We start from the raw sequence: 20,176 nt of genomic DNA on the forward strand, positions 1-20,176 counted from the left end.
GGGTTACTTGACCTTCTCGGCGGCGGCGAGCTGTGGCACGTACGTGCCGAGCATCCACGGGATGCTGAGCACGCTCGGCGCGCTGGTCGCGGCGACGAACGGCTCCCCCACGATCGGAGCGAAGCGGCCCTCCTTGACCGCCGGCATAGCGGCCACGAGCGGGTCAGCGGTGAAGGCGTCGACCGACGCTTGGCTGTCGAAGTACATCATCAGCAGATCGGTGTCGATCGCGGAGAGGTTCTCGTAGCTGACCGGGAAGAAGAAGCTGCCGTCGCCCTTGTGGGAGTCGAGGGCGACGACGCTCGGGGAGTCCTTCATCCCGAGGTCGTTCAGCAGCTGCACGCGCGGGTCTTCGGCGCGGTAGACGTTGAGGACGTCCGGCTCATTGGCAGCGGCGTAGAAGAAGGTTTTGCCTTCGATCGCCGGGGGCTTGCCGGAGAGGTCGCGGACGCTGTGCTCGGTCTTGGCGACGAGGGCGGTCGCCTCCGCGGACAGGCCGAGGGCCTTGCCGACGATCGCGGTCTGGTCGCGCCAGCTGGTCGCCCAGGGCTTCCCGGGGTAGGCGACGACCGGGGCGATCTTGCTGAGTTTGTCGAACTCCGCCTGCGTCATGCCGGAGTAGGGGGCGAGGATGACGTCGGGCTTGGCCTTCACGAACTCCTCGAACGGCACCTCGCCGGTGTCGGCGTTCAGCAGCTGCGGGGTCTTGCCGCCGAGGGCGGCGATCTTCTCGGCGTCCCAGGGCAGCACACCGTTCTTGTCGCCGCCGTAGGTGGACTTCGGCATGGCGACCGGCACGATCCCGAGCGCGAGCACGATGTCCTGCGCACCCCAGCCCCAGGTGACGACCCGCTCCGGTTTGGCGTCGATCGTGGTCTTGCCGAGCGCCGAGTCGACGGTGACGGGGAAGGCTCCCGCGTCGGCCGAGGACGAGCGCTGGTCTCCGGGGGCTGCGGCGGAGCAGCCGACGAGGGCCAGAGCCGCGGAGGCGGCGACCGCGGTCGCGATCAGGGCGAGGCGCGAGCGGCGACGGCCGGCGCGGTCGGAAAGGGGCATCATTCTCCTCGGTGGGATGGGGAGCGCGGGTGGGCTTCCATACCGATGGTGGCATTTAGGCAAGCCTAACCTAAGAAGCGCTCTCCTGTTCCCGAATCTCCCCCTGCAATCCCCGGAGGGCGCCGCGCAGAGCCCGCTCCGCGTCCAGACCCTGAGCCTTCGCGGTCGCCACGATCCCCAGCAGCAGCGGACCGAGCTCGTCCTCGCTGCCGAAGCGGACTCCGCCCGCCCCGGACCGTGCGGGGAGCCCGGCCTTCTGGGCACGGCCGAGCAGCTTGTCCGCGAGCGCGAGCGCGGGCATCCCCAGCGGGACCCCGTCGAGCACGCTCGTGCGGTCCGGCTTCTCCTGCTTCTTCAGCTCGTCCCAGAAGCCGGCGACCTCCTCCGCCGTCTCCGCCGTGAGGCCGCCGCCGAAGACGTGCGGATGCCGGCCGACCATCTTCCGCGTCATCCGCTCGGCGACATCCTGGATGTCGAAGCCCTCACCCGGGGTGTGCGCGGCGATATCGGCATGGAACAGCACCTGGTAGAGCACATCGCCCAGCTCCTCGAGCATCACGTCCCGGTCGCCGGTCTCGATCGCCTCGATGAGCTCGTACGTCTCCTCGACGAGGTACGGCACGAGCGACTCGTGGGTCTGGTCGGCGTCCCACGGGCAGCCGCCGGGGGCGCGGAGACGGGACATGACGGCGATGAGCTCGTCGAGCTTGGTTTGCACGCCCCCATCCTCTCACCGCCGTGGTCGTCTCACCGCCTTCGGCCTCTCACCGCCGTCGGCGCGAGCGCGCCCGGTAGACTGGCTCCCCGGTGTGCCGGGAAGTCTGGTCGGCGTGGACTCCCCTGTGTACGCGCGAGCGCGAGAAAAGGCTTCCCATGAGCATCATCCGTTCCGAGCGGACCGCCGCCGGTCTCCTCCTCGGCGCCGCCGCCCTCGGCCTCCTGCTGGCGAACGCCCCGGCCGGACCCGCACTGCTCGGCCTGCAGCACACCCGCCTCGGCATCGGTCCCGTCCCCCTCAGCGCCGGCCACTGGATCAGCGACGGACTGCTGGCGGTGTTCTTCTTCATCGTCGCGGTCGAGCTGAAGCACGAACTCGTCGCCGGCGAGCTGAACTCGTGGAAGAAAGCCGCCCATCCCGCCATCGCGGCGGTCGCCGGCGTGATCGTCCCGGCGCTCGTCTATCTCGGATTCACGGCGGGGACCGGGTACGCGGACGGCTGGCCCATCCCGACCGCGACCGATATCGCCTTCGCGCTCGGTGTGCTCGCCGTCTTCGGGCGCGGGCTGCCCAACCGGCTGCGAGTGTTCCTGCTGGCGCTGGCAGTGCTGGACGATCTGATCGCCATCGTCATCATCGCCGTGTTCTTCACGACCGCCCCCGACCTCCTGGAACTGGGGCTCGCGGCGATCGTGGTGACCGCGTTCGGGATGCTGAGCAGAAGACTGCGCGGCCGGATGCGCTGGCCTCTCGGCGTCTCGATGACCCTGCTCGCGCTGCTCGCGTGGTGGCTGGTGTACGACTCGGGCGTCCACGCGACCATCGCGGGCGTCGCGCTCGGATTCGCGATGGCAAGGCGGCCGGGGGAGCGCGTGACGCACGCCCTGGAACCGTGGTCGAACGGTGTCATCCTGCCGCTGTTCGCGTTCTCGGCGGCGCTGGTCGTCATCCCTTCCGTGTCGCCGGCGGAGCTGACGCCGGCGTTCTGGGGCATCCTCGTCGCGCTGCCGGTGGGCAAGCTGATCGGAATCACGCTCGGCGGATGGCTGGGGTCGTTCACCCGGACGAAGGGGGAACGGGCTCGGCTGCCATTCTTCGGCCTCGTGACGATCGGCGCGCTGGGCGGGATCGGATTCACGGTGTCGCTGCTGATGAACGAGCTGGCGTTCGCGGGAGACGAGGAGGCCAGCACCGAAGGCACGCTCGCCGTGCTGCTCGGGTCCGCGATCGCGATCACCGTGTCGGGGGCACTGGTGACAGCGCTGGCCCGGCGGCACCGGCGGGCGCACCGCTGACCCGCCGCCGGAAAAGAGAGGAGCATGTGCGGCCGGGGAGTCCGAAACGCAGGAAAGGGAGGAGAACTCGTGCGGGGAGAGCCGGGGGTCCTCCTTTTCTGAGGGAGTCAGGCGGCGGGTGCGGGCTCCGGCGCCGGGAACAGCGCACCCAGCAGGGTCGCCACCCACGCGATCGCCTCGGCATCCTCCGGCACCTCCCCGTTCACCCGGGGCAGAGGGACCATCGCCACCTTCGGCGCCGCATGGTACTTGGACCCGGGATACATCCGCTGGAGACGCACCTGAAGCGACTCCGGCAGCACGGCGGGGGCCAACCGCAGCTGGGAGCCCATCGCGACGACCTCGCCGAGCCCCGCCCGCTGCGCTATGCGGCGCAGTCGCGAGACGGCCACGAGGTTCAGCACGGGCGCAGGCGGCTCGCCGTAGCGGTCGGTCAGCTCCTCCAGCACGAGGTCGATCTGGCCGTCCTTCGCGGCCGGCGCCGTCGCGGCCGAGAGCTTCTGGTACGCCTCCAGGCGCAACCGCTCGCTGTCGACGTACTCCTCGGGAATGCGAGCGTCCACCGGCAGCTCCAGACGCAATTCGGTCTGCCCCTCGACAACCTCGCCCCGGAAAGCCGAAACGGCTTCGCCGATCATCCGGAGGTAGAGGTCGAAGCCGACCCCGGCGATGTGACCGGACTGCTCGCCGCCCAGCAGATTGCCGGCGCCGCGGATCTCCAGGTCTTTGAGCGCGACCTGCATGCCGCTGCCGAGATCGTTGTTGGCCGCGATGGTGGACAGGCGATAGTGGGCGGTTTCGCTGAGCGGTTTGTCCTCGTCCCAGAGGAAGTAGGCGTAGGCGCGCTCCCGCCCGCGGCCGACCCGGCCGCGCAGCTGGTGGAGCTGGCTGAGGCCGTACTTGTCGGCGCGGTCGATGATGATGGTGTTGGCGTTCGAGATGTCGAGGCCGGTCTCGATGATGGTGGTCGAGACGAGGACGTCGAACTTGCGCTCCCAGAAGTCGACCACGACCTGCTCCAGGGCGTGCTCGTTCATCTTGCCGTGCGCGTAGGCGATGCGCGCCTCCGGGACCAGCTCGGCGAGTTTGGCGGCCACGCTCGTGATCGAGCCGACGCGGTTGTGGACGAAGAACACCTGCCCCTCCCGCAGCAGCTCGCGGCGGATCGCCGCACCGACCTGCCTCTCCGAGTAGGGTCCGACGAAGGTGAGGATCGGGTGCCTGTCCTCCGGCGGCGTCGCGAGCGTGGACATCTCGCGGATGCCGGTCACTGCCATCTCCAGCGTGCGCGGAATGGGCGTGGCGCTCATCGCCAGGATGTCGACATTCGTCTTCAACTTCTTCAGCTGATCCTTGTGCTCGACCCCGAACCGCTGCTCTTCGTCGATCACGACAAGCCCGAGATCCTTGAACGTCACCCCGTCGGACAGGATGCGGTGCGTGCCGATGACGATATCGACGGTGCCGTCGGCCAGGCCGCGCAGCGTCTCTCGCGCCTCCCTGTCCGTCTGGAACCGGCTGAGCTGCCGCAGATGCACCGGGAAGCCGGCGAAGCGCTCCATGAACGTCTCGGCGTGCTGTTTGACCAGCAGCGTGGTCGGCACGAGCACGGCCACCTGTTTGCCGTCCTGCACGGCTTTGAACGCGGCCCGGATGGCGATCTCCGTCTTGCCGAAGCCGACATCGCCCGAGATGAGCCTGTCCATCGGGATCGGCCGCTCCATATCGGCTTTGACCTCGTCGATGGTCTGCAACTGGTCGGGCGTCTCTGTGAAGGGGAACGCCTCTTCCAATTCCCGCTGCCAGGGGGTGTCCGGCGCGAAAGAATGCCCCTTGCTGGCCATGCGCGCCGAGTAGAGCTTCACCAGTTCCACCGCGATATCGCGCACCGCGCGCCGGGCGCGGCCCTTCGCGGCGGCCCAGTCGCTGCCGCCCATCTTCGACAGCTGCGGGGCCTCGCCTCCGACGTAGCGGGTGAGCAGGTCGAGCTGATCCGTGGGCACGTAGAGTTTGTCGCCCGGGTAGCCGCGTTTGGACGGGGCGTACTCCAGCACGAGGTACTCGCGCTTGGACTTCACGGCGTTGCGGCCGCCGCTGGAGACCTCGCGCTGGGTCAGCTCCACGAAGCGGCCGATGCCGTGCGTCTCGTGGACGACATGATCGCCCGGCTTCAGCTGTAGCGGGTCCACAACGCTCTTGCGCCGGGTGGCGAGCTTCTTGACCTGCCGGGAGTCGTAGCCGACTGTGCGGCCGTAGAACTCTCCCTCGCTGAGCAGCGCGAGCTTCGTCTCCTCCAATTCGAATCCGTGCTCGACGGTGGCGCGGATCAGAGAGGCGACGCCGGGCTCCGGGTCGGCGGGGAACGCCTCCAGCGGCCGCGCCGGCAGCCCCGCTTCGGCGAGCACCTGGGCGGCCCGCTCCACGAGGCCAGCGCCTTCGGCCACGATGATCACACGCCAGCCGCGTTTGAGCAAACCGGCCACATGCTCGACCGCGCCGGTGACATTGCCCTGGAAACGGGGAACGGCCGCCGCTTCGACACGGATCTGGAGGTGCTCCTCGAGCTCCCTCTCCTCGGGCAGCACGTCGTTCGCCTGGAAGCCGGAGAAGGTCCACCAGGGGTGATCGGGGGTGGGATGACCGGGCCGGCTGAACGTCACGTCGTCCCGCAGCTGCTGAAGCGTGAGGAAATCTCCCGCAGCGAGGTCGATGGGCGCGGCTGCCCCGACCGTGGCGGCGCTCCACGCGGCGGAGAGGAACTCGCGGTTCGTCTCGGCGAGGCTCACCGCGCGGGAGGCGACCCGTTCCGGCGACATCACGGCGACCGCCGCGCCGTCCGGGAGGTAGTGGGTGAGGGGGACGAGACGGTCGGCCAGCGCCGGCGCGAGCGACTCCATCCCCTCGACGGGGATGCCCTCCGCGATCCTGGCGAGCATGGACGACAGGCTCGGGAACTCGTGCTGCATCTCGCGCGCCCGCTGTCGCACGGACTCGCTCAGCAGAAGCTCGCGGCTGGGCGGCAGCCCGACCGAGGCGATGGGCTCGGGCAGCGACCGCTGATCCGCCACCGAGAACGCGCGGATCTGCTCGACTTCGTCGCCGAAAAACTCGACCCGGCAGGGGTGGTCGGCCGTGGGCGGGAAGACGTCCAGGATGCCGCCGCGCACCGCAAACTCGCCGCGACGGGTGACCATGTCGACCCGCGTGTACGCCAGGTCCACCGCGTGCGCGACGAGGCCCGCGAGATCGTATCCACGCGCGCCGGCCACCAGCTCGACACGGTCGTAGTCCGTCAGGTTGTCGGCGATCGGCTGGAGAGCGGCGCGCACCGAGGCGACGAGCACGAAGGGCGTCGCACTGCCCGCGGCCGTCCAGTCGCTCAGCCGCCGGAGGGCGACAAGACGCTTGCCGACAATCTCCGGACTCGGGCTGAGACGCTCGTGCGGCAGGGTCTCCCATGCCGGGAACTCGACGACCTCTGCGCCGGGCAGCACACAGGGCAGCGCCGCGCGCACCGACTCGGACTCGCGGCCGGTGGCCGTGATCACGAGCGACGCCTGCGAAGCGCCCTGTTCGGCGCGACACGCGAGCAGCCCGGCCAGCAGCGGCACGCGGAGCCCATCTGTGAGGGAGAAGTCGGCGTCTCGGGCGGCGGAGGCGAGAGCGTCGCCGTAGGTGGAGGCGCGCTGAAGCGCCGAGATCAAGCCCTGCAGTCTCACCCGTGAGAGTCTACGGCCCTCCGGCAGCGGGGACGTCACCCGCGAGCAGTGTGGAAGCGGTTCTGCGCCGCTGTCAGCCCCTCGGCCGCGATCTGCTCGACCGCGTCGGCGGCATCCGCCACCAGGACGGGCAGGTTCTTGCGTTCGGCGGCGCTGAAGCCCTTGAGCACATGGTCGGCCGCGGCCTGCGCCCCGGGCGGCCTGCCGACCCCGACGCGCACGCGGGTGAAGTCCCCGCTGCCGGTCGCCGCGATCACATCGCGGACGCCGTTGTGGCCGCCGTGGCCGCCGCCGAATTTGAGCCGCAGGGTATCGAAGGGGATGTCCAGCTCGTCCTGCACCACGATGAGCCGCGACGGCTCGAGCGAATAGAACCGCAGCAGCTGGGAGACCGGTCCGCCGGAGACGTTCATATACGTGTTCGGCTTGGCCAGGACCAAACGCGGGCCGCCGGGGGCGATGCGCCCCTCGGCGACCGTCGCGTTCGTCTTGTGGGTCTTGAAGGCGAGACCGCCGCGCGAAGCCAGCTCGTCCAGCACCAGCTGGCCCACGTTGTGACGCGTGGCGGCGTAGCCGGGCCCGGGGTTGCCGAGCCCGACCACGAGCCAGGGCGTCTCCATCGGGAGCCTTACTCCGCGGCCTGCTCGCCAGCGGCCTCCGCGACGGTCTCCTCGTCCTCGGCGCGCGCGGCGGCCGGGACGACGATGTTCAGCAACAGCAGGTCCTCGTCCTCCGCGAGCACGGCCCCGGCCGGCAGAACGAATTCCTTCGCGTGGTACTGGGTGCCCTCCTCGGCGCCGGTCACGTCGATGACGATGCGCTCCGGGATGTTCGTGGCCTCGACCTCGAGCTTGATGGTCGGGATATCGAGCATCGCGATGGTGCCGGAGAACGGCTCGCCCTCGACGTGGACGGGGACCTCGACCTGCACCTTCTCGCCGCGGCGGACGACGAGGAGGTCGAGGTGCTCGATGATCTGGAGCACCGGGTCCTTCTGCACATCCTTCACCAGGGTGAGCTGGGTCTTGCCCGCGATGTCGATGTCCAGCACGGCGTTCGCCTTGCGCAGCAGCAGGCCGACCTGGTGCGCTGGGAGGGTGATGTGGACGGGGTCGCTGCCGTGGCCGTAGATGACCGCGGGGATGTTGCCGGCCGCGCGGATCTTGCGCGCAGCGCCCTTGCCGAAGCTGTCGCGGACCTCCGCGACGACCTTGTTGGACTCGTCAGCCATGATGATGCTCCTTGCCGGCCGGGCCGGCGATCGGGCGAGCCGGGGCTCGCAGTGTTGGGTTGTCGACTCGAGCGCATCGAAGTGCGCGAGGAAAGACTGCGAAGCCTGCTCCACCGCGTCGATCACGGACGCGCGTGAGCGCATCCCTCGCCGAAGTTCGTCACGAGTCTACCGGAGTTCCGTGTGCCCTCCGACCGCCGTAGCGACCGTCCGGGCGAGGTCCTCCGGGGTGTGCGAGATGTCGAGCCGCACCCCCGGCTCGTCGGAGCGCAGCGGTTCGAGCGTCGCCAGCTGCGACGCCAGGAGCGAAGCCGGCATGAAATGGCCGGGACGCCGCAGCCGCCCGGCGAGCTGCTCCGGCGTTCCGTCGAGTTCGGCGAACAGCGTCGCCGGGGCCTATGAGCGGATGAGGTCGCGATAGACGCGCTTCAACGCCGAGCAGGCGACGACCCGGCCCTCCGGCCCGGCTTCGGCGAGCACGCGCCCGACAGCGGCCAGCCAGGGTGCGCGGTCGGCGTCCGTGAGCGGGACGCCGGCCGACATCTTCGCGACATTGGCGGCGGGATGCAGATCGTCGCCGTCCACGAAGTCCGCGCCGAGGCGCTGGGCGAGGAGCAGCCCGACCGTCGACTTGCCCGATCCCGAGACGCCCATCACCACGACCAGCGGACCGCGATCACCAGCCATGCATCGACCCGTCGAGGAGGCGGTTCACCGGAAGGTACGCCGCCTGGTAGGGGAAGGAGTTCGCCACCGCTTCATCGTAGGAGACGCCGAGGCCGGGCTCATCGCCCGGGATCAGCATCCCGTCCTCGAAGGTGTGGCCCGGGCGGAAGACCTCGTCGGTCTCCGCGGTGTGCTTCATGTACTCCTGGATGCCGAAGTTGGGGATGGCGACGCCGAGGTGGACGGCGGCGGCGAGGCCGACCGGAGAGACATCCGTCGGTCCATGCACATCCGATTTGATCTGGTAGACGGCGGCATAGTCGAGGATGCGGCGCAGGCCCGTGATGCCGCCCGCGTGCGTCACCGGCGAGCGGACGTAGTCGATCAGCTGCTCCTCGAAGAGCTCACGGTAGTCCCAGATGGTGTTGAACACCTCGCCGATCGCGAGCAGGGTGGTCGTGTGCTCGCCCACGCGGCGCAGCACGGCCTGGTTCTCGGCGGGGGTCACGTCCTCCAGCCAGAACAGGTCGTACGGCTCCAGCAGCTTGCCGAGCTTCGCGGCCTGGATGGGCGTGAGCCGGTGGTGCGCGTCGTGCAGCAGCGGCAGCTCCGCCCCGAACTCGCTGCGGACGGCCTCGAAGACGCCCGGGATGTGGCGGAGGTACGCGCGGGTGTCCCACTGCTCCTCCACCGGCACGGCGCTGCGCCGGGCGGGCTCGTGGTCGTAGCGCGCGGTCGTGCCTCCCGCGCCCGCCGCAGCGTTGGCGGAGGAGGCCACGCCGTAGACCGACGAGAGGCCCGGGACCCCCGTCTGGACGCGTATGGCCCGGTAGCCCTGCTCCTGGTGAGCGCGGATCGAGTCGAACAGCTCCGGCAGCTCCGCCCCGGAGGCGTGGCCGTAGCAGAGGGTCCCGCGGCGGCTGCGCCCGCCGAGCAGCTGGTAGAGCCGGCAAACCGGCGACTTTGGCCTTGATGTCCCAGAGGGCGGTGTCGACTGCGGCGATGGCGGCCATCGTCACCGGACCGCGCCGCCAGTACGCGCCACGGTAGAGGTACTGCCAGGTGTCCTCGATCGTGTGCGCGTCGCGGCCGATCAGGAGCGGGACGACGTGCTCGCCGAGATAGGCGGCGACGGCGAGCTCGCGGCCGTTCAGGGTCGCGTCGCCCAGTCCGGTCACGCCGTCGCCGGTCGTGATGCGGAGGGTGACGAAGTTCCGGCCGGGGCTGGAGACCAGGACGTCGTCGGCGGCGGTGATTCTCATGCGTGTGCTCCTTGCTGCCAGGCGCTCGGCGAGGGGGTCGATCAGGGTGGACAGGTCGCGGTGGTCGCCGGTCAGGCCGCCGAGGGCGTCGAGGACGGCACGGGCGCGGGCGGCCGGGGTCGCGGCCTCCCGCACCGTGGCGATGAGGGAGGCCGCGCCGGGGTCGTTCGCGCCGGGTCCGGTCAGGTGGCCGGCCCAGGCGGCGAGCACGCCGAGCTGAGCGTCGCCGGGCGGCCGTCCGGCGGCGAGGCGGGCGCGCAACGGGTCGAGGAGGCGTGGGCCGAGCTTGCGCGAGCCGTCGGCCGCGATCTGGACGAGGCGGTGCTCGATGCGGGCGTTGCCGAAGCGGGAGCGGAGGGCGGCCAGGGCGGCGTCCACCGTCGCGGCGTCGAAGGGCAGCTCGCTGCGCTGCTCCGCCCAGAGGCCCTCCAGCTCGGCGGCGAGCGCCGGGTCGGCGACGGCCTCGGCCACGGTGGCGTGACCCGCGGCGAGGCCCCGGTAGGCGAGGAGGGAGTGCCCGGCGTTGAGGAGCCAGAGCTTGCGGCGCTCGTGGGGGGCGATGTCGTCGACGAAGCGCGCTCCCCCGGCTTCCCACGCCGGCCGGCCGGGAAGGCCCCGGCGAGCACCCACTCCGCGAAGGGCTCGGCGACGACCGGGGCCGCATCGTCCCAGCCGGTGAGGCGGCGGACCGTGACGCGGTCGGTGGCGGCGGTGGGCGTGATGCGATCCACCATCGAGGAGACGAAGGAGACGTCGGAGACGTCGGAGCGGAGCCACGCGGCGAAGTCCGGGTCCGCGTCGGGAGCGAGGAGAGCGAGCACCGCGTCGCGGATCACCGCGCCGTTCTCCGGCAGGTTGTCGCAGCTGACGACCGCGATGCCGCCCGACCGGGCCTGGAACCGGGCGCGCAGCCCGTCGAGCACGCGGGCGGGGGCGGCGGAGCCGGGCGCGTACCCGGCCTCGGTGACGGTCAGGATGAGGACGCCGACCTCCGGGTCGGCCAGCACACGGCGCCAGGCGTCCGCGTCCGCGCCGTCGTGGACGCTGCTGAGCGCCTCCACGAGGCGTCTTCGCGTCGCCGTCCGGGCCACGCTCGATCAGGGTGTAGACGCCGTCCTGCGCCGCGAGCGCCCGTGCCGCCTCCGGCCGGCGGCCGGTGAACGCGGCGATCCCATACGTGCCGCCGGCCTCGTTCGCCGCTTGCGTGTACCAGGCTTGGTGCGCGCGGTGGAACGCGCCGAGCGGGGCGGCGGCGTCATACCGGCACCGCGAAACCGGCGCGGGCGGCCACGGCGCGGAGGTACGCGAGGTTGTCGCGGGTCCGCTGTTCGAGAGGCAGCCCGGTCGAGAAGTCCTCGCAGGCCACCCAGCCGTCATAGCCGAACTCGCGCAGAGCGCCGAAGTAGCGGTCCACATCTGCGGCGCCTGTCCGCAGCGGGGCCCAGTCGTGACGCCAGCGAACGGTGCCGTCCTCCTCCGGTCTCCCGGGCAGCCAGGCGACGTTCTTGACATGGACGTGCGCGAGATACGGGCCGAGCAGTTGCAGGGCGGAGAGGGTGTGCTCCTGGCCCTCGATGACGAGGTTGCCGAGATCGTGGATGACGCCCACGCTCTCCGGATCGAGCCCGTCGACCAGGCGGAAGGCGGCCGAGGCGGAGGGCGTCACCGTCTCGTGGTGCAGCTCGATCAGGGCCTTCACGCCGAGAGCGGCGGCGCGGGACGCGGCCCGCCCGACATCCTTGCGGGTCGCGGCGAAGAGATCGCGGTAGTCCCCGCTGTCGGTCCGGGGCCGCCCGATGCGCACCTGACGCGCTCCGAGCTCGGCGGTCGCGGCCAGCAACCGGTCGACGCTCTCGTGGTCATCGGCGCGGGCGTAGCCGCCGAGGCCGGAGAGCTCCAGCCCCGACCCGCGGGTGATGCGGGCGATCTCGGGCAGCGCCCGCTCCAACCCGGTGAGCGGCCAGGTGGCGCGGTTGCCGGCCCAGAAGCCCGGCGTCGCGGCATCCTCCTGATCGGTCACGCGCCACTCGACGCCGTCCCAGCCCTGATCGCTCAGGACGGCCACAGCCCGCTCCGGGGTCCACTCGGGGGTGGAGGCGGTGAAGACGGAGAATCTCATGCGCTCGCCCCTGTCGTCACGGCCACCTCGTCCAGGGACCCGTCGAGCACCTCGTCCAGGCGGATCGGGCGCCCGAGGCTGGCGGAGAGGTACACGGCGCGGACGACCGCGAGCGAGAGGAGAGCGTCGGCGACGGTGACGCCGGGAGCACGGCGCTCGGCGATGGCGGCCACGATGTCCTCGTACTGCCGCAGATGGCCGACGACGAACGGCTCCGCTCCGCGGTCGCCGCCGCGCAGCTCCCCCGCCGGGACGAGATCGGCGGCGCGGTTGCCGTCGGCGTCGGCGGCGCCGAAGTACTCGAGCTGATCGTCGTCGATGATCGCCGAGCCGCGGTCGCCGTGGACCTGCACCCGCACCGACAGGCCCGGGTAGGCGGCGGTCGTCGCGTGCAGCACGGCGAGCGCGCCGGAGGCGAAGCGGACGGTGGCGACCGCGACATCCTCGATCTCCACGCGCTCGTGCGCGAGCAGGGCTGTGCGGGCGTCGATCTCGACCGGACGGCCGAGGAACCAGACCAGCAGGTCGACAGTGTGGACGCCCTGGTTCATCACCGCGCCGCCCCCGTCGAGCTCCCAGGTGCCGCGCCACTGCCCGGAGTCGTAATACTCCTGGCTGCGCCACCACGCGACGGAGGCGACCCCGCTGGTCAGCCGGCCGAACGCGCCGGAGTGGGCGGCCTCGGCGACGACGCGGGAGGCCGGGTCGAAGCGGTGCTGGCTGATGACGGAGACGACGAGGCCGTCCCGCTCGGCGCGCTGCGAGAGCGCGAGGATCTCCCGCGCGCGGCAGCGAGACATCGAGCGGCTTCTCGATGACGACGTGCTTGCCGGCGGCGAGCGCCTCCCGCGCGAGCACGACATGCAGGCCGCTCGGGGCGCAGATGACGACGATGTCGATGTCGGCCGCGACGAGCGCGGCGCCGAGAGCGTCGAACTCCGCGGGGCGGGCCGCGCCCTCGGCGACGAGCTGGTCGGCGAGGGCGGCCGCGGCGGCGGGCGCAGCGTCCACCAGCGCCGTCAGGGCGAGGCCGGGATGCCGCAGGATCGCGCGGGCGTGGTTGCGGCCGATGATGCCGCAGCCGACGATGGCGGCGCTCAGGGGTCGGCGGTGAGCGGGGGCGGTCATACGAGGGTGACTCCGATCCGGTCGGTGAGGGCGCGGAACGCACGGCCGGCGACGCCGAAGGCCGCCGGCCCGGAGAAGCCGCCGAGGGCGTTCACATCCGTCAGGTGGGGTTCCAGAGAAGCGAAGCCGGTGTAGCCGTCGTCGCGGAGGGCGGTCAGGGTCTCGAGCACCTGACCGTCGCCGAGACCGGCCGGGGTGACCTCGGACGTGGCGGCGAGCGCGTCTTTGACCTGAAGGTATTCGAGGTGCGGGCGCAGCATCCGGTAGCCATCGTCGAAGGGGCGCGCGACGCCGACCTGCACGAAGTTCGCGCTGTCCCACGCGAGCTTCAGCGCGGGGGACGCGACGGACTCCACGATGTCGAGGCAGCGCTCCGGAGTGTCGCCGTAGATGTCCTTCTCGTTGCTCGTGCAGCAAGACGACCTCCGCCGCTTCGGCCACATCGGCGAGGGCGCGCATCCGGACGATGCACATCGTCGCGGACGCTCCGGGCCGCCACACCCTCGGCCCGGAAGAAGGAGAAGAGGCGGACGAAGCGGGCGTCCAGGCGCTTCGCCGCGGCGATCGCACGGCCGAGGCGCTCGACCTCGTGTTCGACCGGGAGGGCAACATCCACCTTGCCGATCGGCGACGCGATGGCCGAGACGCCCATCCCCCGCTCCGCGAGCACACCGGCGAGCCGGTCGAGCCGGTCGAGCCGCTCGGCGCTGAGGTCCACGATGTTGACGCCCCAGGCGCTGCGCACTTCGATGTGGCTCGCGCCGAGCGCCTGCAAGACGGCGGCCTGGACGACGGGATCGGGGTCGATCTCGTCGCCGAAGCCGGACAGGGTCCAAGACACGGTGCTCACTCCTTCGCTCCTTCGTTGGTCATTTCGTCGCCCCGCTGGTCAGGCCGCCGATGAGGTACCGCTGGAAGACGAGGTACAGCACGACGACGGGCGCCGCGCAGATCAGCGACGCGGCCATCATCTGGCCGTAGAGCGGGACGGCCCCGCCCTCCTGGGTCGCGCCGAACACCTGCAGGGCGACGGCGGCCGTGCGCGTCTCCGGGTTGGTCAGCACCGAGGCGAAGAGCACATCGTTCCAGCCGAGCAGGAAGGCGAAGATGCCCGAGACGACGATGCCCGGCCAGCTGAGAGTGACGACGATCCGGGTCAGGATGAGCCACGACGAGGCGCCGTCGATCCTGGCCGCCTCCTCCAGCGCCTTCGGCAGACCGCGCAGGTACGTGACCATGACCCAGGCCGAGAACGGCAGCGCGAACGTCAGGTAGGTGACGAACACCGCCCACCGCGTGCCGATGATCGGGATGCCGAGCGCCGTCGCCGTGGACGAGAACAGCACGAACACCGGCAGCAGCATCAGCGTGCCCGGGATCGATTGCAGCCCGAGCAGGCCGCGCAGGAACGTCAGCCGTCCGCGGAACTCGTAGCGCACGAGCACGTACGCGGTGGCGACCGCCAGGAAAGCGCACACGATCGCGACGGCGGCGCAGACGAGCACAGAGTTCATCAGCCCGACGCCGAGATCGACCGCGGTCCACACCGTGAGGTAGTTGTCCGGATGCAGTTCGACCGGGAAGAACGCGCCGGAGGCGACCGACACATCCGAGTTGACCGAGGCGAACAGCATATGTACAGCACCGGTCCGAGCACGATGACGAGCAGGACGGCGATGATCGCGGCCAGCAACGGCCGCGGGAGCAGGCGGGTGACATCGGCGGGGGCGTACGCGCTCATCGCTGCTCCTCCTCTCCGGAGTCGAGTCTCACGGCTCTCAGGTAGACGAACAGCGGGATGGCGATGAGGACCAGCGAGCAGATCGCCATCGCCGCGCTCAGCCCAAAGCGGAAGCTCTGGAAGCTGGTGACGTAGGTGAGCACCGGCAGGACATCCACATCCTGAGGCGCGGGGACGCCGAAGAGCACGAACGGCAGCGTGAAAGCGTTGATGTTGTGCAGGAAGGCGATGAGGAGCGCGAGGAAGATGGGGCCGCGCAGGTACGGCAGCACCACAGAGCGCAGTTTGATCCACCAGGTCGCGCCGTCGAGAGCGGCCGCTTCGTGGACCTCGTGGTCGACCGATTGGAGTCCGGCGAGCACGAGGAGGTAGAAGAACGGCCACGAGGTCCAGATCTGCACGACGACCAGCGACCAGTAGCTGAGCGGGCCGTTCAGGAACAGGCCCGGATGCGTCCCGAGCGCGCTCAGGACGCTGTCGACGACGCCGCCCGGCTGCAGCATCGTGCGCCACAGGGTGCCGACGACGAACGCGGGCAGCACATAGGGGATGAGGAACAGCGAGCGCACCAGCGCCCGGCCGCGGAACGCGTTCTGCGTCGCGAGCGCGGCGGCCAGGCCGATCGGCAGCGTCACGACGGCGGCGATCGCCGCGAAGGAGACGCTGATCCCGATCGAGCGCAGCAGCGGGGAGGCGGCGATCGCCTCGACATAGTTGCCAAGCCCGACGAAGGGCGCCTGCAGCCAGCTCTGAAGCGTGTACTGGTCGAGGTCGAGGGTGGACATCGTCACAGCGACCAGGAGCGGCGCCACGATGACGAGGAGCATCAGAAGGCCGCCGGGGAGGAGCATCCAGAGCGGGCGGTTCCGCTCGCCGTGACGCCGGCTGGGGCGGGCGCCCGCGGGCGAGCCATCCGGCGCGCCCGTGCCGTCCGGAGCGGTCAGCGTGGAGTCCGTCATATCATTTCGCCTTGTTCAGCGCGCCCTGAGCGGTGTTCTGCGCGGTTGTCAGACGCGACTCCAGCTCCGCGGAGGAGACGCCTCCCGCGGAGAGACCGGGGATGGACTGCACCACCACATTCGCGAGCGCCAGCTGCGTGTCGCCCCAGGCGCCGGTGAACGGCGTGCTGAACGCCTTGGCGCCGGCGTCGAGGATCGGCGCGAGGGACTGATCGCCCTGCTCGATCCGCTTCGCTGCCTCCGCATTGGCCGGCAGATCGCCGAAGGTCTTGGTGTACGTTACCTGGTTGCCGGCGCTCGTGAGCATCTCGATCAGGGCGAAGGCCAGGTCCTGGTTCTTCGAGTATTTCGCGACCACCAGGTTATCGCCGGAGACGATCGTCGCGGCGGCCTTGCCGCCCTTCGGGAGCGTGTACGCGCCCGGCGGGACAGTGGGCATCATGGCATAGGCGTACTTGCCGGCCACCGCGGACTTGTCGAGGGCCACCCGCGAGGAGGAGGAGACCATCGGCAGGAAAGCCGCCTTGCCGTTGGCGAAGGCGGCGACCGCCTGCGCGTTCTTCCAGCCGATCGCGGCCGGGTCGACCACCTTGTCGTCGGTGAGCCAGCCGAAGTAGGTCTGGTACGCCTTCTCGACGGCGGCGTCGTCGACGGTGGCCTTCCGGTCTTCGACGTCCAGGATGGTGTTGCCTTGCTGCATCGCCATCGCCCAGACGAACTTCCACGGATCGAAGCTGTCGGCGTAGGCGATCGCCATCCCGTGGACATCGCCGCGGGTGAGTTTCTTCGCCTGGTCGGCGAGTCCGTCCCAGGTGGCGGCGGGTCTGTCGATGCTGGCGGCCGTCAACAGGTCCGTGTTGTACGCCAGGACGAAGGGACGGCTGAGGAACGGCACGCCGACCTCGTTCTTCTCGTCCGGCCCGGAGATGCCGAGCGTGGCGTGTACGAACCGGTCGCGCCCGCCCACCTTCCGCCAGTCGGCGTCGGTCAGTTCGACGAACGCGCCGGTCGAGTACGCGGTGGGGGTGAACGTGGTGCCGAGGCCGTAGATGTCCGGCCCCTGACCGCTGAGCACAGAGGTCTAGATCTTCGTCAGCTCGTCGTTCGCGGAGGAGAAGGTCTCGAACGCGACGGTCGTGCCGGTCTTCTTCTGGAATCGGGCGGACACCTCCGCGAACCACCGCTGCTGTTCGGCCGGGTACAGCGTGTTCGCGGAGACCATGACGGTGAGGGCTTTGCCCTTGCCGTCGACCGCGGCGAGCGGGAAACGTGATCTCATCGTGACTCTCCTTTGAGACGGGATGGTGGCGCGAGTGATTCGCCGCCCCCGCTTCCGGGGACTGCCGATGACATTAGACAGGACCGCAAGGTCAAGGCAAACGATTGCCAAAAATTGCCATAATGTGCTCTGATGGGCGCATGGATCGACCCGCCACCCTGGCGGACGTCGCTCGGGCCAGCGGCGTCGCCACCTCCACGGTCTCCCGTGCGCTCTCCAACCCGGGCCGTGTGAACGCGATCACCCGCAGCGCATCGAACGGGCGGCCCGCGAGCTCGACTACATCCCGAACTCCCAAGCGCGCGCCATCACCAGCGGACGCACCCGGGCCGTCGCGGTGCTCGTCTCAGACGTGACGAACCCGTTCTACTTCGGCATCATCCGGGGCACACAGCAGCAGCTGAAGGCCGCCGGGTACACGCAGCTGCTGGTCGACACCGAGGAGTCGGACGAACTGGAGGACGGGACGCTGCGGGGGCTCCGCCGCTCCTTCGACGGAGCGATCCTGGCCGCGTCCCGTCTCACCGACCGCCGGCTGACCGCACTGGCCGCCGAGATCCCCTTCGTCGCCGTCAACCGGCAGACCCGCGGCGTCGCCAATGTGTTCATCGACACCCCGAACGGCGTCGAGCAGGCGGTCGGCCACCTGGTCTCGCTCGACCACACCCACCTCGTCTACGCGGCCGGGCCGGAGACCTCGTGGTCGAACGAGCGCCGCTGGCGGGCTCTGGTCCGCACGGCGGCGCAGTACGGCGCGAAGGCGCAACGAGTCGGCCCGTTCGCACCGCGGCAGTACGGGGGGCCGCGGCCGCCGATGCGGTGCTCCACGCCGGGGCGAGCGCCTGCATCGCCTTCAACGACCTCCTGGCGATCGGGATGCTGGCCCGTTTCCACGAGCGCGGCGTCGCCGTCCCGCACGAGGTCTCCTTGGTCGGCTGCGACGACATCTTCGGCGCCGATTTCTGCAACCCGCCGCTGACCACGCTGACAGCGCCCATCGAGCAGGCGGGACGGACCGCCGTCGCCCTGCTGCTGTCGCAGCTGGACGATGCGAACGCGCCGGTCACGCGCCGGACCGCGACGCTCCCCACGCATCTCACCGTCCGGGCCTCCACCGGTCCGGCCCCCGCGAAAGGACGCGCATGACGGCGCTCGCCCCGCATCCCGAACGGCTCTTCCCGGCCGACCCCGCCGAGCGCGAACTGGCCCGGCGTCTGCACGCGAGCGTGCGGGACGCCCCCATCTACTCCCCGCACAGTCACGTGCCCGCGGCGCTGCTCGCCGACGACGAGCCGTTCCCGGACCCGGCGGCCCTGCTCATCACGCCGGACCACTACGTGACCAGGATGCTGCACTCCGTCGGCGTGCCCCTCGATGAGCTGGGGCTCGGGAAGGACGGCGCTGCCTCCCCCGCGACCGCGCGCTCGATCTGGCGGCGGCTGTGCGAGAAACTGGGACGTCTTCCTCGGCGCCCCGGTGCGCTTCTGGTTCGAGTCGGAGTTCAGCGAGGTGTTCGGGCTCACCGAGCAGCCCTCCGCCGCGAACGCGGACGCGCTCTACGACCAGCTCGCCGAGACGGTCTCCTCGCCCGCGTTCCGCCCACGCGCCCTGTTCGACCGGTTCCGCATCGCCGTGCTCGCCACCACCGACGACCTCGAAGCGCACGCGCGGCTCGCCGCCGATCCCGGCTTCGCCGGCCGGGTCGTCCCGACTTTCCGCGCCGACCGCTACATGAGCCCCGACGAGCCCGGCTGGGCCGCACGCCTGGCACGCCTTGCGGGCTCCGCCGGCATCGACACCGGCAGTTACGCGGGACTGCTGGCGGCGTTGCGGGCGCGCCGGGCGGTGTTCGCCGCCGCGGGCGGCACCGCCACCGACACCGGCGTGATCGACGCCGGCAGCGATCCCCTCACCGAGGCCGCGGCCGCGCGCATCCACCGCTCTGCCCTCGCCGGGACGCTGGCGGAGGCCGACACCGTCGCCTACCGCCGCAACCTTCTCTACCGTCTCGCCGAGATGTCGGCAGAGGACGGTCTGGTCATGCAGCTGCACCCGGGCGTGCATCGCAACCACCACCGGTCGACGTATGACGCCTTCGGCCCGGACACCGGCCACGACCTCCCCGCCGTCACCGCCTTCACCGAGCCGCTCGCGCCCATCCTGCGCGACTTCGGCACGAACCTGGTATTCCGGCTCGTGCTCTTCACGGTGGACGAGACCGCGTTCTCCCGCGAGATCGCGCCGCTGGCCGGGTTCTACCCGTCGGTGTACGCGGGCGCGCCCTGGTGGTTCCTCGACACCCCCGCGGCCATCCTGCGCTACCGCCGCGCCATCACCGACAGCGCCGGCTTCGCCAAGACCAGCGGCTTCATCGACGACACCCGCGCTTTCTGCAGCATCCCGGCCCGGCACGATATGTCGCGGCGAGTGGACGCGGCCTTCCTCGCCTCCCTCGTCGTCACCCACCAGCTGGGCGAGGAGGACGCCTTCGGTCTGGCGCGCCGGCTGGTCGACGACATCCCGCGGCAGGTCTTCCGGCTGGGCTGAGATCGGGCGCGAACGCAGCCACCGTGCCTGCTGTCACTCTGCTGCGCTCGATCGCGCTTCCCACGCTCGCCGTCGCTGCGATCCTCGCCAGCGTCGGCATCGCCGCCCCCGCGGGCGGTGCCCGCCACTGGCGGCGGGCTGGCAGGTCGTGCGCTCCACCTCGACCGATGTGAGCGCGCTGCCAGGCGGCGGTGCAGAGGTCACCGCCCTGTGGGGCGACCTCTACGGCGGCTGCAACAACGCCCGCACCATCCTGCTGCGGCCCGCCGCTCTCGGCAACACGACCGCGGGCCTTCGGCAGCGCGACCGAACTGCAGGCCGGCTTCACCGCGCACAACGGGATCAACGGAAGGCCGAACGCCCTCACCCGGTTCACCGGCTTCGAGCTCGACGGGAAGAAGCTCCGCATCTTCGAGTGATGTCACACATCGGCCGCCCCCACCGCCGCCAAGCTAC

General features: G+C 70.8%; 9 protein-coding genes and 10 pseudogenes. 4 read left to right on the forward strand and 15 right to left on the reverse strand.

Annotated elements, in window-relative coordinates; all coding sequences use genetic code 11:
- Positions 1-3: 3 nt before the first annotated feature.
- Together O159_RS08965 and O159_RS08970 are read right to left on the reverse strand one after the other, a co-directional pair.
- Complete coding sequence (locus tag O159_RS08965) at positions 4-1,059, reverse strand: iron-siderophore ABC transporter substrate-binding protein (protein WP_043993668.1); 1,056 nt, start codon at positions 1,057-1,059, stop codon at positions 4-6.
- Positions 1,060-1,126: 67 nt separating this feature from the next.
- Positions 1,127-1,774: a MazG family protein gene (locus O159_RS08970; RefSeq protein WP_021755484.1), complete on the reverse strand. Its 648-nt coding sequence runs from the start codon at positions 1,772-1,774 to the stop codon at positions 1,127-1,129.
- A 155-nt stretch (positions 1,775-1,929) separates the two neighbouring features.
- Between O159_RS08970 and nhaA the strand changes: the two genes are divergently transcribed.
- A complete protein-coding gene (gene nhaA, locus O159_RS08975; protein WP_021755485.1) occupies positions 1,930-3,069 on the forward strand; it encodes a Na+/H+ antiporter NhaA in 1,140 nt (379 codons plus the stop codon).
- 107 nt (positions 3,070-3,176) lie between these two features.
- Here nhaA and mfd read toward each other — a convergent pair whose 3' ends face one another.
- The 13 genes and pseudogenes from mfd to O159_RS09035 all read right to left on the reverse strand — a co-directional run bounded on the left by mfd (position 3,177) and on the right by O159_RS09035 (position 17,173).
- Positions 3,177-6,788: a transcription-repair coupling factor gene (mfd, locus tag O159_RS08980; protein WP_021755486.1), complete on the reverse strand. Its 3,612-nt coding sequence runs from the start codon at positions 6,786-6,788 to the stop codon at positions 3,177-3,179.
- A gap of 35 nt (positions 6,789-6,823) precedes the next feature.
- The gene (pth, locus tag O159_RS08985) at positions 6,824-7,408 is read right to left on the reverse strand and encodes an aminoacyl-tRNA hydrolase (RefSeq protein ID WP_021755487.1); all 585 of its coding nucleotides are present in this window, start codon (positions 7,406-7,408) and stop codon (positions 6,824-6,826) included.
- A gap of 8 nt (positions 7,409-7,416) precedes the next feature.
- Complete coding sequence (locus O159_RS08990; RefSeq protein WP_043994215.1) at positions 7,417-8,019, reverse strand: 50S ribosomal protein L25/general stress protein Ctc; 603 nt, start codon at positions 8,017-8,019, stop codon at positions 7,417-7,419.
- Positions 8,020-8,187: 168 nt separating this feature from the next.
- Positions 8,188-8,673: pseudogene (locus O159_RS08995) on the reverse strand (gluconokinase).
- Positions 8,674-8,695: 22 nt separating this feature from the next.
- Positions 8,696-9,947, reverse strand: a pseudogene (manD, locus tag O159_RS09000) (D-mannonate dehydratase ManD).
- 255 nt (positions 9,948-10,202) lie between these two features.
- Positions 10,203-10,724, reverse strand: a pseudogene (locus tag O159_RS15820) (mannitol dehydrogenase family protein); the annotation flags it as partial.
- A pseudogene (locus tag O159_RS16870) lies at positions 10,607-11,038 on the reverse strand (mannitol dehydrogenase family protein); the annotation flags it as partial. The pseudogenes O159_RS15820 and O159_RS16870, both read right to left, overlap by 118 nt.
- A gap of 164 nt (positions 11,039-11,202) precedes the next feature.
- Positions 11,203-12,066: a sugar phosphate isomerase/epimerase family protein gene (locus O159_RS09010; RefSeq protein WP_021755493.1), complete on the reverse strand. Its 864-nt coding sequence runs from the start codon at positions 12,064-12,066 to the stop codon at positions 11,203-11,205.
- Positions 12,063-13,194 (reverse strand): annotated as a pseudogene (locus tag O159_RS09015) (Gfo/Idh/MocA family protein). The gene O159_RS09010 and the pseudogene O159_RS09015 overlap by 4 nt, the downstream one beginning before the upstream one ends.
- Positions 13,191-14,035: pseudogene (locus tag O159_RS09020) on the reverse strand (sugar phosphate isomerase/epimerase family protein). The pseudogenes O159_RS09015 and O159_RS09020 overlap by 4 nt, the downstream one beginning before the upstream one ends.
- Positions 14,036-14,063: 28 nt before the next feature.
- A pseudogene (locus O159_RS09025) lies at positions 14,064-14,935 on the reverse strand (carbohydrate ABC transporter permease).
- The gene (locus tag O159_RS09030; protein WP_021755497.1) at positions 14,932-15,894 is read right to left on the reverse strand and encodes a carbohydrate ABC transporter permease; all 963 of its coding nucleotides are present in this window, start codon (positions 15,892-15,894) and stop codon (positions 14,932-14,934) included. The pseudogene O159_RS09025 and the gene O159_RS09030 overlap by 4 nt, the downstream one beginning before the upstream one ends.
- A 1-nt stretch (position 15,895) precedes the next feature.
- A pseudogene (locus O159_RS09035) lies at positions 15,896-17,173 on the reverse strand (ABC transporter substrate-binding protein).
- Positions 17,174-17,313: 140 nt separating this feature from the next.
- Between O159_RS09035 and O159_RS09040 the strand changes: the two are divergent.
- The 3 genes and pseudogenes from O159_RS09040 to O159_RS14590 all read left to right on the forward strand — a co-directional run bounded on the left by O159_RS09040 (position 17,314) and on the right by O159_RS14590 (position 20,139).
- Positions 17,314-18,319, forward strand: a pseudogene (locus tag O159_RS09040) (LacI family DNA-binding transcriptional regulator).
- Positions 18,316-19,720: pseudogene (gene uxaC, locus O159_RS09045) on the forward strand (glucuronate isomerase). The pseudogenes O159_RS09040 and uxaC overlap by 4 nt, the downstream one beginning before the upstream one ends.
- A gap of 191 nt (positions 19,721-19,911) precedes the next feature.
- Entirely contained in the window at positions 19,912-20,139 is a 228-nt protein-coding gene (locus O159_RS14590; protein ID WP_021755501.1) for a hypothetical protein, read from the forward strand.
- Positions 20,140-20,176 lie beyond the last annotated feature (37 nt).

Source organism: Leifsonia xyli subsp. cynodontis DSM 46306, assembly GCF_000470775.1.
GTDB lineage: Bacteria > Actinomycetota > Actinomycetes > Actinomycetales > Microbacteriaceae > Leifsonia > Leifsonia cynodontis.

Bases quoted from the DNA above. Each gene is read 5' to 3' on its own strand.
- O159_RS08965 (WP_043993668.1), bottom strand. From the start codon at position 1,059: ATGATGCCCCTTTCCGACCGCGCCGGCCGTCGCCGCTCGCGCCTCGCC.
- nhaA (WP_021755485.1), top strand. From the start codon at position 1,930: ATGAGCATCATCCGTTCCGAGCGGACCGCCGCCGGTCTCCTCCTCGGC.
- pth (WP_021755487.1), bottom strand. From the start codon at position 7,408: ATGGAGACGCCCTGGCTCGTGGTCGGGCTCGGCAACCCCGGGCCCGGC.
- O159_RS08990 (WP_043994215.1), bottom strand. From the start codon at position 8,019: ATGGCTGACGAGTCCAACAAGGTCGTCGCGGAGGTCCGCGACAGCTTC.
- O159_RS09010 (WP_021755493.1), bottom strand. From the start codon at position 12,066: ATGAGATTCTCCGTCTTCACCGCCTCCACCCCCGAGTGGACCCCGGAG.
- O159_RS09030 (WP_021755497.1), bottom strand. From the start codon at position 15,894: ATGACGGACTCCACGCTGACCGCTCCGGACGGCACGGGCGCGCCGGAT.